Origin of the sequence: Streptomyces sp. CB02923 (assembly GCF_001905005.1) — a bacterium.
Classification (GTDB): domain Bacteria; phylum Actinomycetota; class Actinomycetes; order Streptomycetales; family Streptomycetaceae; genus Streptomyces.
Genome location: NZ_LWKZ01000012.1, coordinates 744,119 through 759,526 on the forward strand (window position 1 = coordinate 744,119; position 15,408 = coordinate 759,526).

Below are 15,408 nucleotides of genomic sequence, written 5' to 3' on the forward strand. Positions count from 1 at the left end.
ATTGTCGGTGTTCTACAAAAGTCTAGAGTTGGGTGTCGCCGTCGGCCAGACGCCCCAGAATCAGCGCGATGCGCAGCGTGAAGGCGGAGCGTACGTCCGAAGGTGACCATCCGGTGACGTCGGTCACACGTCGAAGCCGGTAGCGCACGGTGTTGGGGTGCACGAACAGCATCCGCGCCGCGCCCTCCAGACTGCTGGCCTGTTCCAGATACACGCTCAGCGTCTCCAGGAGCGCCGAGCCTGCTTCCTCCAGCGGTCTGTAGATCTCCTCCACCAGCTGATCGCGCGCTGCCGGGTCGGAGGCCATCGCCCGCTCCGGCAGCAGATCGTCGGAGAGTACGGGACGGGGCGCGTCCGGCCAGGCGGCGCAGGCCTTGAGCCCCGCCGCCGCGGCCTTCGCGGAGCGGGTCGCGGCCAGCAGGTCGGAGACCACCGGACCGGCCACCACCGGGCCCGCCGCATACGGTCCGATCAGGGCTTTCGCCGCTTTCAGCGGATCGTCGGAGCCGCCCGCGATGACCACCAGGCGGCTGCCCAGGACACCGGTGAGCACCTGGAGCTTGGCGTGCCGGGCCGCACGGCGGATGGCTTCCACCGTCAGCTCGCTGTCCCCGTCGGGGGCCGTACCCAGCACAACGCACACATGTTCGGGAGAATTCCAGCCGAGGGCGGCGGCCCGCGAGACCGCCCCCTCGTCGGCCTCCCCGGAGAGCACCGCGTTGACGACCAGCGACTCCAGCCGCGCGTCCCACGCGCCCCGGGCCTCGGCGGCCTGCGCGTACACCTGGGCGGTGGCGAAGGCGATCTCGCGCGCGTAGACGAGCAGTGCCTCGCGCAGCACCCCCTCGTCGCCGGGGGCCGCCACGTCGTCGATCGCCGCCTCCATGACCTCGATGGTCGTACGGACCATCTCGACGGTCTGGCGCAAAGTGATCGCCCGGGTCAGCTCGCGCGGCGCCGTACCGAACACATCGGTGCTGATCGCCTGCGGCGTCTCCGGATGCCGGAACCACTCGGTGAAGGCCGCGATGCCCGCCTGGGCCACCAGCCCGATCCACGAGCGGTTCTCCGGCGGCATGGCGCGGTACCACGGCAGCTGCGCGTCCATGCGGGCGATGGCGTTGGCGGCCAGCTTGCCTGACGACTTCTCCAGACGGCGGAGCGTCGCGGTGTGCGGATGCGGGTGCGGTTCGCGCGATGCGGGTTCAGACACGGGGACAAGCCTGCCTTATCGGGGCGGTGTGATGGCGCGGTGGGCTCACGGGGGCGGGGGCTACGGTGGTCGGGTGATCCAGGTACACAGAGGCGACGAACGCTATCCGGGCGGTGACGCGGCAGCCGGCATCGAGACCCGGCACGCCTTCTCCTTCGGCCCGCACTACGACCCGGACAACCTGCGCTTCGGCGCGCTCATCGCCTGCAACGAGGAACGGCTCGCGCCGGGCGCCGGTTTCGACGAGCATCCACACCGCGACACCGAGATCGTGACCTGGGTCGTCGAGGGGGAGCTGACCCACCGCGACTCGACCACCGGCCACGAGACGGTGGTGCGGCCCGGCGACGTCCAGCGGCTCAGCTCCGCGGACGGCGTGCGGCACGAGGAGCGCAACGCCGGCGCGGAGCCGCTGTGCTTCGTGCAGATGTGGCTGGCGCCCACCGGTTTCGGCGGCGAGCCGGAGTACGAGGTGGTGCGCGGGATCGCCGACGGGACGCCGTACGCGCTGCCCGGGGCCGCCTCGATGCTGCACGTGCGGCGGCTGGCCGACGGCGAACGGTCCGCCGTACCCGACGCGCCCCGGGCGTACGTGCACGTCGTGCGCGGCGCGGTCCGGCTGGACGGCCGGCGCCTGGCGGCCGGGGACGCGGCGCGGATCACGGACGCGGCGGACCTGGAACTGGCCGCCGAAGGGGCCGCGGAGTGCCTGCTGTGGGAGATGCCGGGCGAACCGTCGTACGGCTGAGGGGGCGGCGGCCGGGCGTGCGGCCGGAACGGTCCTGGCCGCAGCCGCCACCGGGTCCACCGCGCCCCCGTCGCGCGCGTTCAGCGCAGCTCGGCGAGGATCGCGTCCGTGAGGGGCGGCCACACCTCGATCGCCCAGGGGCCGAAGGCCCGGTCGGTCAGCGCGACGCAGGCCGCGCCCGCGTCCGGGTCCACCCACAGGAACGTGCCCGACTGGCCGAAGTGCCCGAAGGTGCGCGGCGAGGACGAAGCGCCCGTCCAGTGCGGCGACTTGCCGTCGCGGATCTCGAAGCCGAGGCCCCAGTCGTTCGGGTTCTGCATCCCGTAGCCGGGCAGCACACCGCGTACGCCCGGGAAGACCACCGATGTCGCCTCGGCGAGCGTCTGCGGCGCCAGCAGGCGCGGCGCGAGCAGTTCGGCGCCGAAGCGGGCCATGTCGGCGGCGGTCGAGACGCCGTCCTTGGCGGGGGAGCCCGGCAGGTCGGTGGCGGTCATGCCGAGCGGTTCGAGGACCGCCTCGCGCAGGTACTGCGGGAAGGGGATGTCGGTGGCCTTGGCGATGTGGTCGCCGAGCGCCTCGAAGCCCGCGTTCGAGTACAGGCGGCGCTCGCCCGGAGCGGCCTGCACCCGGTCCTCGTCGAAGGCCAGCCCCGCGGTGTGCGCGAGCAGGTGGCGGACCGTCGAGCCCGGCGGCCCGGCGGGTTCGTCCAGCTCGACCGCGCCTTCCTCGACGGCGAGCAGCGCGGCGTACGCGGCGAGCGGCTTGGTGACCGAGGCCAGCGGAAAGCGGTGCTCCTGGGGGCCGTGGGTCCCGGCCACCGTCCCGTCGGTCCGTACGACGGCGGCGGCCGCGGTGGGCACCGGCCAGTTCTCGATCATCCGAAGGCTCTGCAAGGGCATGTCCACGAGCCTAACGCCCCGGTGGCACGGCGGGGGCGGGCCGGGGAGAGCGGACCGGCGTCCGCGGATCTCCTCAAGACCGGGTCAAAACTTCGCTTGCTTGGAGTGCACTCGAACTCTCTAGCGTTGAAGCCGTCGTGAGAGATCCGGGAGAAGGCGTCCCGGTACCGGGACATCCGGCGACTACGGGAGGCGCGGCATGACGGTGACGGCGACGGACAGAACGGTGGCGGACGCTCGGCCGAACCGCTGCAAGGGCACCGGGCTGCACCCGCGGCCCGACGGCCGCGACCAGTACACGATCAGCGAGGTCGCCGAACACACCGGCCTGAGCGCCCACACCCTGCGCTGGTACGAACGGATCGGGCTGATGCCGCACGTGGACCGCACGCACACGGGCCAGCGCCGCTTCAGCAACCGCGACCTGGACTGGCTGGACCTGGTGACCAAGCTCCGCCTGACCGGTATGCCGGTCGCGGACATGGTCCGCTACGCCGAGCTGGTGCGCGAGGGCGCCCACACCTTCCCCGAGCGGGAACAACTGCTGACCGCGCACCGCGAGGACGTACGGCAGCGGATCGCCGAACTGCGCAGCACGCTCCAGGTCCTCGACTACAAGATCGACGTTTACGCTGACGCCCGCCGGGCGTCGGAGGGAGTCTGAGTCGGCATGACCACTGAGAAGATCGCAACCGTCCGCCTGGGAGCCTCCGGACCGCCGGCCGGAGTCCAGGGACTCGGCTGCATGGGCATGAGTTTCGCGTACGGACCGACGGACGACGAGCCCGAGGCGCGGGCCACGCTGGAGCGGGCGCTCGAACTGGGCGTCACGCTCTTCGACACCGCCGACATGTACGGCATGGGGCACAACGAGGAGTTCATAGCGCCGTTCATCCGGGCGCACCGCGACGAGGTCGTGCTGGCGACGAAGTTCGCGATTGCCATGGACTCGTCCGACCCGCTGAACCCGGCCAAGCGGACCATCCGCAACGACCGCCCGTACATACGCCAGGCCGTCGAAGCGAGCCTGCGCCGCCTCGGCGTCGACGAGATCGACCTCTACTACATGCACCGCCGCGACCCGGCCGTCCCCATCGAGGACACCGTGGGCGCGATGGCCGAGCTGGTGGCCGAGGGCAAGGTCAAGCACCTGGGCCTGAGCGAGGTCACCGGCGGCGAACTGCGCGCGGCGCAGGCCGTGCACCCGATCGCGGCCGTGCAGTCGGAGTGGTCGCTGTTCAGCCGGGACGTGGAGAACGGCGTGGTGCCCGCCGCACGTGAGCTGGGCGTCGGCTTCGTGCCGTACTCGCCGCTCGGCCGCGGCTTCCTGACCGGCTCGTTCGTCAGCGCCGAGAAGGAACTGGGCGACGACGACTTCCGCCGTCACCAGCCCCGCTTCACGGGCGACAACGCGAAGGCCAACGCGGCCCTGCTGGAGCCGGTGCGCGAGGTCGCCGCCGCGCACGGAGCCTCGCTCGGACAGGTCGCGCTGGCCTGGGTGCAGCAGCAGGCGCAGGTGCACGGCCTGGCCGTGGTGCCGATCCCGGGGACGCGCAAGCGCGGCCGGGTCGAGGAGAACGTCGCCGCCACGCGCATCGTGCTCAGCGATGCGGAGCTGGCGCTGCTGGAGCCGGTCGCGAGCAAGGTCGCGGGCGACCGGTACGCGGACATGACGTCCACCTCGGCGGGCCGGGAGTAACACCGCGGGCGCGCGGCGGGCGGAGCCGTCCCCCGATCGGCTCCGCCCGCCGCGCCCGCCCGGCTCCGGCCCTCAGGCCAGCCCCAGCGCGAACACCGCGAAGGCCGCCGCCAAGGTCCCCGCGACAGCCCGGCGGGCCGCCGTGACACCGGTCCACGGCGCCTCGAAACGGCGGGTCAGGCGGCCGATGACCAGCAGCGCCACGGCGAAGACGGGCAGCCAGGCCAGGCGGGCGACGATCCAGCCGACGGTGTCCGGCGCGGTGGTCAGGCCGGGCACGGCACCGAGGGCGGACGCGGGGATCGCCGCCGAGAACATCGCCGTCTGGTGCCAGCACAGGACCGTCATCGCGGACAGATTGACGACGACCACGGGCGCCCAGAGGGCGGGCCGCCGCAGCAGCCGGGCGATACGGTCGCGCAGCAGGATCGCGGCGCCGGACTGGGCCGCGGCCAGCGCGAGGACCAGCAGCGACGGCGGATGCGAATTCGTACGGTCCTGGCCCGGGACGCCGACCATGCTCGCCGGGTAGTGGAAGAAGACCAGCAGCGCGGCGAACAGGGCGGTACCGCCGAGCAGCAGCATCCAGGCGGCACGCCTGCCCAGCCGCTTCTCTCCCCACGACACGCCCAGTTGGTACGCGAACATCCAGCCCGGCAGCAGGTTGAGCAGGCTCAGCCACGACGGCATGGCGTCGGCGTACGGCCCGTACCGCAGGAAGTCGACGACGGCGACGGCCGCCAGGAGCGGCGCCGAGGCCCAGACACCCGTGCGGCGTGCCGCGCGGACGCAGTACGGCGTGAGCGCGGTGATCCCCGCGTAGACGCCGACGAACCACAGGGGCTGGATGACCAGCGTCGCTCCTGTACGGAGTGTGGCCTCGGGAACGCCGAACGTGGACAGCACGGGAATCAGCGCCGCCCAGACAGCGGTCACGCCCAGGACGGGACGGCCCAGCCGGGCCAGGCGGCCCCGCAGCCAGTGGCCCGCCGACTCCCCGCGCGCGGCGGCGCGGTGGAAGGAGAGCACCGAGGCGTACCCGCCGACCAGGAAGAAGATGCCGAGCATCTGGAGCACCCAGCTCGCGGGCGCGAGGGCGGCCAAGGAGGACAGTGGGCTCGCGTTGTGCAGCGCGCCCCCTGCGTCGAGGGTGAAGCCGCCGAGCAGCCAGTGACCTGTCGGCACGGCGAGCAGCGCCAGGGCCCGCAGCCCGTCGACGGCACGGTCGCGGTGGGCGGGGGTGCGGCCCTCGATGGTGCGGACTGCCTTGCGGACGGGGTCCAGGAGCGGGGTGGCCATGAGGGCCTCCTTCGGAGGAGGTGCGGGAGGTGAGAGGTACGGGAGGCGGCGCGGGGGCGCGTACGGCGTACGGCAGGGCGCCCGCCCGTCAGCGCACGCGGCCGTAGCGCCCGAGCGCGATGTCGGCGAAGTTGCGCAACGAGTCCGTGCCGGGCGCGAGATAGCCGGTGTGCCCCTCGGCCGTCCGCGCGGGCACCCGGCGCGCGCCGAACTCCGGGTCGGTGGGGTCCGTACCGTGGCCCAGGCCCAGGAACTCGACGTGCGGCACGTTGCCGATCCAGTCGGAGGCGTCACGGGCGGCCCACACCCGGGCGGTGGTGCGCAGCGCCGCCGCGCTGTCCGTGCGCATACCGGGCGAGCCGAAGACGATGAGGTCCGCGATCCGCCCCGGGGCCAGCAGCGGTACGGCCTGGGCGCACACGACCGTTCCGTAGCTGTGGCACAGCAGGGCGGGAGCCCGCACGCCGACGGCGGCCAGACCGTCCAGGAAGCGGGCCAGGCGCGGGGCGCCGGCCACCGCCAGACGGCCGGTCGCGGCGTCCGGGCCGAGGCCGACCGGTGTGGTGTAGCCGGTCCAGGCAATCGCGGCCGTACGGACGCCCGGCGCTTCGGCCGCCATCCGGGCCCGCAGCGACTTGGCCATGCCGGACGGCGTGCCGTACGGGTCGCGCTCGCGGTCGGCCGAGGACAGGTCGATGTCCGAGCCCGGCACGAACACGGACGTGCGCCGCGCCGCCGCCAGGTCCCCGAACACCTCGGCCACCTGGCCGCGACCGCGGGGATCGAAGGCGAGTATCTGCCGCCCGGGGCGCAGCAGTTCGGCATAGCGGCCGGCCATCCGGCGCGCCTCCTGGTGGTCCTGGAGGGTCCCGGCCGGATCGGCGGCGCGAGCCGTCTGGCGGTCGCGTTCCGCCTTCAGCGCGAGGGCGTTGGCGCGGTAGCGCAGCGCCACCGGCGCACCGTCCAGGTTGCCCACGGTCAGCGGGTGACGGGCCGCCAGCCCCTGCCGCTGGGCCTCGCTCAGCGAGGCGAAGAACCGGGCTACCTCCGCCGGGTCGGCGGTCGCCGGATCCGGCAGCCGCTTGCCCAGCGAAGGGTCAGCGCGCCAGGCGGCGGCGCCGGGCGCGGGCCCGGTGACGGCCTCCTGTGTGGAGCCCACCGCCCAGCCGCCGGTGCCGCCGACGACCGTCGCCGCCAGTGCGACCGCGACGAGCGTGCGCCTGCCGCGTTGGGTGAACCGGCGCAGCAAGGACATGGTGGGGTCTCCCTCTTCCGTTGACGTGGCAGAGGAAAACGTAGGAAGCGGGTGTATGACACGGCGTCACACCGCGGGGCCAACTGTCCGCTGATACCGGGGTAGGGGGTGTCCGACCTGCTCGTCCTTCAGCACGACCGGACACCCCCAGGCACCGTAGGGGGCTTTCCCCACCCCCGGCCGCACTGACCAGTACTACGGGGGCGGGGCCCGCCCCTCAGTTCACGCCGGGCGAGACCAGCCCCGACTCGTACGCGAAGATGACGGCCTGCGCGCGGTCGCGCAGTTCCAGCTTGGCCAGCACCCGGCCGATATGGGTCTTCACGGTCTGCTCGGCGAGCACCAGCGTCTCCGCGATCTCCTGGTTCGACAGTCCGCGGGCGATCAGCTCCAGCACCTCGGTCTCGCGCGGCGTCAGCCCGTTGAGCCGCAGCGAGGCCCGGTCCTTGCGGGGCGCGGGCCGCTGCCGGGCGAAGTCGGCGATCAGCCGCCGCGTCACGGACGGCGCGAGCAGCGCCTCGCCCGCCGCCACGACCCGTACCGCCGAGATCAGGTCGGCCGGCGGCGCGTCCTTGAGCAGGAACCCCGACGCCCCGGCCCGCAGCGCCTCGTACACATAGTCGTCCACGTCGAACGTGGTGAGCATCAGCACCTTCGGCCGGTGCACGACCCCGGCCGGCGGATCCAGCAGCTGCCGGGCCGCCTCCAGCCCGTCCATCTCCGGCATCCGGACGTCCATCAGCACCACGTCCGGGTGCGTACGGCGGCTCAGTGCGACGCCTTGGACGCCGTCCGGCGCGTCACCGACGACGTCGATGTCGCTCTGCGCGGCGAGCAGCGCGGCGAAGCCCGCCCGCACCATGGCCTGGTCGTCGACGATGATCACCCGAGTGGTCATGCGGGGTGGTGGTCCTTTGCTGTTATGGGGAGTTGGGCGGCGACCCGGAAGCCGCCGTCGGGCAGGGGCCCGGTGTCCAGGGTCCCGTCCACCAGCCGTACGCGCTCGCGCATACCGACCAGCCCGTGGCCCGTACCGGAGGGTTCCAGCGGCGCGGCGGCACGCGGCGGGGCGTTGTTGACGACCAGGACGGTCAGCCGGCCGCCGTCCTCGGCGGCCGTGACCGAGACGCGGGTGTGCGCGCCCGGCGCGTGCCGCACGACGTTGGCCAGCGCCTCCTGCACGATGCGGTACGCCGACAGGTCCACCGCGGACGACAGGGCCACCGGGGCGTCGGGCAGCGCCAGCTCGACCGGCACCCCCGCCCGCACCGTCCCCTCGACCAGCTTCGGCAGCTGCGCCAGGCCGGGCTGCGGCGCCTTCTCCGGGCCGCCGTGCCGCTCCGTCTCCTCGCTGCGCAGCACGCCCAGCAGCCGCCGCATCTCGGACAGCGACTCGCGCGCCGTGGCGGCGATCGTGCTGAACTCCTCCTGGGCCGCTTCCGGAATGCCGCTGATGCGGTACGGCGCGCTGTCGGCCTGGACCGTGATCACCGACATGTGGTGGGCGACGACGTCGTGCAGCTCCCGGGCGATGCGCGTGCGCTCCTCCAGCAGGGTGCGCATGGCGCGCTCCGCCTCGCTGATGTTCTCCTGCTCGATCAGCTTGCGCTGGGCGGCGCCGCGCTCGCGCAGCGCGCCCCCCACCAGCAGCACGACACCGGCGAGGACGAACATCAGCACCCAGGTGCCGTCACTGCGGTCCGGCCTGGCGAGCTCGAAGAGGACACTCACGGCACCCGTCGCGCCCCAGACGGACGTCAGCGTGCGGCGCCGCTCGCGCAGCGAGAGCGCCAGCATCAGGACGAGGTAGCCGACGATGACCGTCGGGGGCCAGGGCCACAGGCGGTCCGCCGACTCCGGTACGGCGGCCAGCACGATGCCGCCGACGACATCCGCCGCGAAGATCACCCACCACGCCTGGAGCGGCCGGGTCACCGCCAGCAGCAGCGGCACGGTCTGGGCGGTGGCCAGCGCCCCGGCCGGGCCGCCGCTGAGCCCGTAGTCGTTCATCAGGACGTTCACCGTCGAGGGCAGCAGGGACACCATGAAGGTGAAGGCGACCGCGTACGGCAGCAGGCGCAGCCAGCGGTTGCGCACCTGGCCGAAGAGCGGGGCGCCGGGGCCGGTCGGCCTGCCGAGGTCCTCGGCGAGGGTGCGCAGCGCCTGCCGCCCGGCCAGCAGGAAGCGGGCACGGGCGGGAAGGCCGTCGGCCGTGGGGCGTGGAGTGGTCTTCATGACCTGGTCAGCGTAAGCGGCGGCCGGGCACCGGGGCGTCATACGAGGGGTGCCCTCTGCCGTCATACCCCGGTACGGGGAGCGGGGGCGTCGTACTCCGGTACGGCCGGGGCGGCCGGCCGAGGGCACCCCGCGGCCCTTCCCGGGCCCGCCGAGCCGCCCGTGGCCTCACTACCACCCCCGGTCCCGCGCGCCGCTACAGCTCCGCCAGCAGCTCGGCCTTCTTCGACGTGAACTCCGCGTCCGTCAGAAGCCCCGCCGTGTGCAGCTCGCCCAGCTGCCGGATGCGGTCGGCGATGTCGGCCGGATCGCGCCGCTCGTCGGTACGGGTCCGCACCGCCCGCCGCGGCGCCGCGTCCGCGCCGGGCGCGGTGGACCGTACGGCCTGGAGCACCGCTGCCGCGAACGGCAGCGACTCGTGCACCGACCCGTACCCCAGCCCGAAGACCACCGAGGCCGGGTCCTGGTCCGCCTCGCCGGGCCGCCGGTCCTCCGCGCCGCGTTCCACCAGCCGCAGATACCCGTTGCCCGACAGCACCCCGGCGCCGCCTTCCGGCGAGCGCCACTCCACCCCGGTCAGCTCCCGTACGGGGAAGTGCTGGTCGCCGCACTTCCACTTGGCCGACGACGCCCCCGTCCAGAACCAGCGGAACGCGACCGAGCTGCCGTCGAAGGACGCCTTGCCGTCGTACGCCTTGAAGGTCAGCGGCGGTTCCGGCGCGGTCACCAGGTGCTCGTCGGCGGGAAGCGCGGCGGCGGGCCCGAGCACGGCACGCAGCTCGTCGCGGTAGTACTCGGCGAGCGTCTCGCGATCGGCGGGCAGCACCAGGCGGTAGGGGTCGAGATCGTCCTTGAGCTGGCCGGCGGCGGCCTCCATCAGAGGATCGGCACCCGGCCGCGGCAGCGCACGCAGCACCACCGTGCCGCGTCTGCCCGGCGACAGCTCGACGGACCTCAACGCCTCGTAGGGGACGCGCCGCCCGCCGAGCGCCTGGAAGAGCTTCGGCCTGCGTATCCCCCGTTCGAAGCGGATGAGCACGGAGTCCGTGTCGAACTCCCAGACGGCGTGAAAACCGGCCAGCACATCACCCATGCGGCTCATCGTATGCGGCGGTCGCCCGCCCGTCCCCCTTCCGGACATCATGCGCTACGCGCGTCAAGCCGCTTTTGCCCCATGCCGCCCCGGCGCCCGGCCTGTCCTGAACGCGCCGTCCTGGCGCGGCCACCCCGCCCGGACGATGGGACGCCGCGCCGTGCGGGAACGGCGGCCCGCCGCTCAGGCAAGGTCGGCCGAGCAGTCCCGGTCCTGCGCGGCGCAGTCCACCGAGGCGACCTCGCCGACCCCGATCTCCGCGAAATTGTGCAGGCTCCGTGTGCCGGGCGCGAAGTAACCGGCGTGCCCCTCGGCCCCGGCGGCCGACAGCACCCGGGACCCGAAGGCCGCGGTGACCGGGTCGGCGCCGTGGCCGAGCCCGCCGACCTCCATGTACGGCACGTCCTGGATCCAGTCGTCGGGATTGCGCATCGCCCACACCCGCGCGCCGGTACCCAGCCCCGCGGCGGTCTCCGACCGCATCCCCGGGCTGCCCGCCACCGCGATGTCGGTGACGCTGGACGGCAGCCGGTGGGCCGCGACACCGCACACCACGGAGCCGTAGCTGTGGCACATCAGCGAGACGGAAGCCGCCTTCGGCAGCGCCCGTACCAGCGCGTTCAGCCGTACGGCACCCGCCTCGGCGAGCTGCCCGGTGGCGGCACCGACACCGAGCCCGGCGGGCGCGGTGTAGTCGGCCCAGGCGATCACGGCCGTACGGGAAGCGCCCCCGCGGGTGGACCGCTGCGCGTCGTAGAGCGACTTGGCCATGCCGGCGGGCGCGCTCGTCGCGCGCGCGGTGCGCTCGAAGGTGCCGAGGTTGGTGTCCACACCGGGCACCACCACCGAGACGCGGCGCGCCTGCCGCAGGTCACCGAAGACCTCGGCGGCCCGGCCGCCGCCGGCCGGGTCGAAGGCGAGGATCTGCCGTCCAGCGCTGCGCATCGAATCGAAGCGGTGCATCAGCCGGCTCGCCTCCTGGCGGCCCACGGGTGTCAGCCGCTGGTCGTGCATGCGCTTCTGCTCCACCTCGCCGGCCTGCCGCAACGCTTCCTTGTTGGCCTGGTAGCGCAGGTCGACGGGGGCGCCGCCCATGTTGCCGACCACCAGCGGGTAGCGGTCGGCGAGTGCGGCCTGGTCGGCGAGGCTCAGCTTCCGGAAGAAGGCGGCGAGGGCGCCGGGCCCGGAGCCGGTGTCCGGCAGCCGGTGGCCGCGGAAGGAGGCGTGCTCCCAGGCGGACCGCGCGGAGGCCAGCGGATTGGCGTCGTCCTTGCTGCCTCTGACGGCCGTCCAGCCGGTCATCGCGAGCATCACGAACACCACCACCAGGGCGAGCGCCGCACGCCACGCGGTGGACTGCAAAAAACCGAAGGAGGGGGCGCCGAGCCCCGGAAAGGAAGAAGTCACCGCGGGCCACCCTAGGAGAAGTGACGGGGTGCCCGCTGAGGGGGTGAGGCATATCACGTTTCACGCTGGTCATATGGGACCACTCGGGCACGGTGAGAGGCGGTCCGACGCTCAGACGTGCAGAAACGTACTCAGGCAGGTGCGCGGGCCGTAGCTCCAGCGGGTGCGCGGGTCGGTGCTCAGGCGGGTACGCGGGCCGGTGCTCCAGCAGGTTCGCGGGCGATCGCTGGGGCCCTCGGCCCGTCCGGTCCGTGACCGCGGCTCACCGGCCGTCCGGTCCGCCGTCCTCCCGGCTGCGCCAGTCGCCGCAGACGGCCGGGCCGATCTTCGCGAGGTACTCCTCGGTGATCTCGCGGATAGACTCCACGCTGACGTCCTCGCCCTCGCCCCACACCTTCCCGGCGACCCGCATCACGCCGCTGAACGCCGCGACCACCACCCGCGGCCGCGGATCCACCGTCACGTCCAGCCCCTCGCGCCGCGCGATCAGCCGGGCGATCTGCTCCTCCAGTTCCGCGTAGCGGCGCCAGTGGGCGGCGAGCAGAGCGGGCGTCGACTCGATCAGCCGGTACGTCCGCATGTGCAGTTCCAGCGGAATCACCGACTGGATCGCGCCACCGATGTCGTCCCACGAGGTCATCACGGCGCTGTGCAGCGCCTCCAGGGGCACTTCGGCGTCCGGCCGCCGCTCCAGCTCCTCGATGAAGCGCGCCTCCACCATTTCCTGTACGGCGAAGACGACCTCCTCCTTGCTGGCGAAATAGCGGAAGAAGGTGCGCTGCGAGACGTCGACGGCCTCGGCGATCTCGTCGATCGTCGTCTCGTCGTAGCCGTGTGCCGTGAACCGTTCGAGGGCGGAGCGGATCAGCGCGTCACGGGTGCGCTGCTTCTTGCGCTCGCGCAGGCCGCCGACGGCGGGTCCGGCGGAGGCGGGGATGCCGGTGGTCCCGGTGCCGGCGGAGGGTTCGCCTCCGGAAGGCCGGGCGGTTTCAGGTCGGGTCACCTGCGGCGTGGAGTCGGTCATCCTGCGCCGCCTTTCTCGTTGTTGCCGCTGCTCAGAATACCTGTGAGCTAAATGACAGTTACCGACTGTTGAATTGCTTTGTCAACTGTCAGTGGCTGACATTAGCCTCGGAGAATGAGCTCACAGACCCCGGTTGCCCATGCCGCACCGGACCTTTCCGCCCCGGAGCCTCGCAAGGGGCTCCGGGGCCATCCGTGGCTGACACTGATCGCCGTCGCGATCGGCGTGATGATGGTGGCCCTCGACGGCACCATCGTCGCCATCGCCAACCCGGCCATCCAGGCGGACCTGAAGGCGTCGCTCGCCGACGTCCAATGGATCACCAACGGCTATCTGCTGGCCCTCGCCGTCTCGCTGATCACGGCCGGCAAGCTGGGTGACCGCTTCGGCCACCGGCAGACGTTCCTCATAGGCGTGGTGGGCTTCGCGCTCGCCTCCGGCGCCATCGGCCTGTCCAGCGAGGTCTCGCTGGTCATCACCTTCCGGGTGCTGCAGGGCGTCTTCGGCGCGCTTCTGATGCCCGCCGCCCTCGGCCTGCTGCGCGCGTCCTTCCCGGCCGAGAAGCTCAACATGGCCATCGGCCTCTGGGGCATGGTCATCGGCGCCTCCACCGCCGGCGGCCCGATCGTCGGCGGCCTGCTCGTCGAGCACGTGAACTGGCAGTCGGTGTTCTTCATCAACCTGCCGGTCGGCGTCATCGCCCTCGTCATGGGCCTGGTGATCCTCAAGGACCACCGCGCCGAGAACGCCCCGCGCTCCTTCGACATCCCCGGCATCGTGCTGCTCTCCGGCGCCATGTTCTGCCTCATCTGGGCCCTGATCAAGGCCGGCGAGTGGGGCTGGGGCGACGCGAAGACGCTGGGCTTCCTGGCCGCGTCCGTCGTCGTCTTCGCCGCCTTCGCGATCCTGGAGACCAAGGTCCGCGAGCCGCTGATCCCGCTGCGGATGTTCCGTTCCGTACCGCTGACGGCCGGTACGGTCCTGATGGCGCTGATGGCCTTCGGCTTCATGGGCGGCCTCTTCTTCGTCACCTTCTACCTGCAGAACGTGCACGGCCTGAGCCCGGTGGACAGCGGTCTGCGCCTGCTGCCGCTGACCGCGATGATGATCGTCGCTTCGCCGGCCGCGGGCGCGCTGATCACCAGGTTCGGCCCCCGCGTCCCGCTCGTCGGCGGCATGGTCTGCACCGCCGTCGCCATGTTCGGCATGACCGCCCTGACCACCGGTACGGGCACGCTGACGATGTCCCTGTGGTTCGCGCTGCTGGGCCTGGGCCTCGCGCCGGTCATGGTCGGCGCCACCGAGGTCATCGTCGGCAACGCGCCGCTGGAGCTGTCCGGCGTGGCGGGTGGCCTCCAGCAGGCCGCCATGCAGGTCGGCGGCAGCCTCGGTACGGCGGTGCTCGGCGCCGTGATGTCCAGCAAGGTCAGCTCGGACTTCGCGGGCAACTGGACCAAGGCCGGGCTCCCGGGCGCTCCGGACCCCGCGCTGAAGGCCGCCGCCGAGGTCGGCGTGGTGCCGCCGCAGGTGGCCCAGGCCCCGGGCATGACGCCGCAGATCGTCGACCGCATCAGCACCGCCGTGCACGACACGTTCGTGTCGGGCATGGGCCTGGCCTTCACCGTGGCCTGTGCCGTTTCGGTCGTCGCCGCCGTCGTCGCGTTGTTCACCAAGCGCGGCAGCAACGCGGAGGCGGGCGCGGGCATGGGCCACATCTGACCGTCCGCCGTACAACCGGGTCGCGCCGACGCGCGGCCGGCCGGGGCCCACCGCCCCGGCCGGCCGCGCGTTTCGTTTCTCCACAGGTGCGCGTTCCCCCGTACGGATATGACGCTTTCCGCACCCCCGGGTGACCCCCGCGTGCGCCGCCCGGCCGTACGCCGGTGCGACGGGCGTCAACGCCCGGCCTCCGGAACCCCGTTGCGGGCCCGGCGGCAGCGTGTCGCCTATCAGGGTGGGCCGTCCCGCGCGGGCTTGGCCGCGGCGCCCGCACGCGGCCAAGCTCGGATCACCGGCCCGCGACGGACAACCGCCCGCCGCGGCAGCCCACTTCGTACTCCACGGGGGAGCGATGCACATGCGTACGATCCACACCGCCGCGCTGCTGACCGGCGCCGCCGCACTGGCCGCCGCCCACTTCGGCGTCCCGTCCGCCCACGGAGCGCCGCAGCAGCGGCCCCGGGCCCACGCGGGACCGGCCGCGGGCGACTGCGCCACCGGCCAGTTCTGCGTCTGGCCGGGCCGCGGCTTCGGCGGCGAGCGGCACACCTACGAACTGTCCGGCACCGACATCGAGAGCTGCGTCACGCTGCCCGCCGGAGGCCGCGCCGCCTCGTTCGCCAACCGCACGGGCCGGCCCGTCACCACGTACCAGAGCGCCGAGTGCGAGGAGACCGGCGAGTTCGACACCTACCCCGGCGGCGGCAGCTGGGTTCCCGAATCTCCTTACCAGGTCAGGGCGTTCAAAATCTGGGAGCGCTGATGCGGGGAGTGGGTACGGCGACGCGGGGTACCCGGAGTCCGAGCCCGAACCACA

At 73.0% G+C, this 15,408-nt stretch carries 14 protein-coding genes; 5 read left to right on the plus strand and 9 right to left on the minus strand.

The window, feature by feature from the left end; genetic code table 11:
* Positions 1 to 22 precede the first annotated feature (22 nt).
* On the minus strand, positions 23 to 1,213 hold the full coding sequence (locus tag A6A06_RS14780) for a PucR family transcriptional regulator (protein WP_073761650.1): 1,191 nt from the start codon (positions 1,211 to 1,213) through the stop codon (positions 23 to 25).
* 31 nt (positions 1,214 to 1,244) lie between these two features.
* On the opposite strand from A6A06_RS14780, the gene A6A06_RS14785 reads away from it, so the two are divergent.
* Positions 1,245 to 1,961, plus strand: a complete 717-nt coding sequence (locus A6A06_RS14785; RefSeq protein WP_073761651.1) for a pirin family protein — start codon at positions 1,245 to 1,247, stop codon at positions 1,959 to 1,961.
* An 80-nt stretch (positions 1,962 to 2,041) separates the two neighbouring features.
* Here the strand turns inward: A6A06_RS14785 and A6A06_RS14790 are convergent, their stop codons facing one another.
* Positions 2,042 to 2,860 carry a serine hydrolase domain-containing protein gene (locus tag A6A06_RS14790; RefSeq protein ID WP_073761652.1) on the minus strand — a complete coding sequence of 273 codons (819 nt, stop codon included), beginning with the start codon at positions 2,858 to 2,860 and terminating at the stop codon, positions 2,042 to 2,044.
* A gap of 199 nt (positions 2,861 to 3,059) precedes the next feature.
* Between A6A06_RS14790 and A6A06_RS14795 the strand changes: the two genes are divergently transcribed.
* Together A6A06_RS14795 and A6A06_RS14800 are read left to right on the plus strand one after the other, a co-directional pair.
* Positions 3,060 to 3,524 carry a MerR family transcriptional regulator gene (locus A6A06_RS14795; protein WP_073761653.1) on the plus strand — a complete coding sequence of 155 codons (465 nt, stop codon included), beginning with the start codon at positions 3,060 to 3,062 and terminating at the stop codon, positions 3,522 to 3,524.
* A 6-nt stretch (positions 3,525 to 3,530) separates the two neighbouring features.
* Positions 3,531 to 4,559, plus strand: coding sequence for an aldo/keto reductase (locus A6A06_RS14800; protein ID WP_073761654.1), 1,029 nt, complete (start codon positions 3,531 to 3,533; stop codon positions 4,557 to 4,559).
* Positions 4,560 to 4,631: 72 nt separating this feature from the next.
* Here A6A06_RS14800 and A6A06_RS14805 read toward each other — a convergent pair whose 3' ends face one another.
* The 7 genes from A6A06_RS14805 to A6A06_RS14835 form a co-directional block, all read right to left on the minus strand.
* Positions 4,632 to 5,858 (minus strand): acyltransferase family protein, encoded by a 1,227-nt coding sequence (locus A6A06_RS14805; RefSeq protein ID WP_073761655.1) that lies wholly within the window; start codon positions 5,856 to 5,858, stop codon positions 4,632 to 4,634.
* Positions 5,859 to 5,946: 88 nt separating this feature from the next.
* Entirely contained in the window at positions 5,947 to 7,113 is a 1,167-nt protein-coding gene (locus A6A06_RS14810) for an alpha/beta hydrolase (RefSeq protein ID WP_073761656.1), read from the minus strand.
* Positions 7,114 to 7,330: 217 nt separating this feature from the next.
* A complete protein-coding gene (locus A6A06_RS14815; protein WP_073761657.1) occupies positions 7,331 to 8,011 on the minus strand; it encodes a response regulator in 681 nt (226 codons plus the stop codon).
* On the minus strand, positions 8,008 to 9,348 hold the full coding sequence (locus A6A06_RS14820) for a sensor histidine kinase (RefSeq protein WP_242440734.1): 1,341 nt from the start codon (positions 9,346 to 9,348) through the stop codon (positions 8,008 to 8,010). Before A6A06_RS14820 ends, A6A06_RS14815 begins: the two co-directional genes overlap by 4 nt.
* A gap of 196 nt (positions 9,349 to 9,544) precedes the next feature.
* A complete protein-coding gene (locus tag A6A06_RS14825; RefSeq protein WP_073761659.1) occupies positions 9,545 to 10,441 on the minus strand; it encodes a DUF4429 domain-containing protein in 897 nt (298 codons plus the stop codon).
* 183 nt (positions 10,442 to 10,624) lie between these two features.
* Entirely contained in the window at positions 10,625 to 11,848 is a 1,224-nt protein-coding gene (locus A6A06_RS14830) for an alpha/beta hydrolase (protein WP_242440735.1), read from the minus strand.
* Positions 11,849 to 12,110: 262 nt separating this feature from the next.
* Complete coding sequence (locus A6A06_RS14835) at positions 12,111 to 12,872, minus strand: TetR family transcriptional regulator (protein ID WP_079194015.1); 762 nt, start codon at positions 12,870 to 12,872, stop codon at positions 12,111 to 12,113.
* 114 nt (positions 12,873 to 12,986) lie between these two features.
* Between A6A06_RS14835 and A6A06_RS14840 the strand changes: the two genes are divergently transcribed.
* Positions 12,987 to 14,591, plus strand: a complete 1,605-nt coding sequence (locus A6A06_RS14840; RefSeq protein ID WP_073761661.1) for an MFS transporter — start codon at positions 12,987 to 12,989, stop codon at positions 14,589 to 14,591.
* A gap of 358 nt (positions 14,592 to 14,949) precedes the next feature.
* Positions 14,950 to 15,354 carry a peptidase inhibitor family I36 protein gene (locus tag A6A06_RS14845; protein WP_073761662.1) on the plus strand — a complete coding sequence of 135 codons (405 nt, stop codon included), beginning with the start codon at positions 14,950 to 14,952 and terminating at the stop codon, positions 15,352 to 15,354.
* Positions 15,355 to 15,408: the final 54 nt, after the last annotated feature.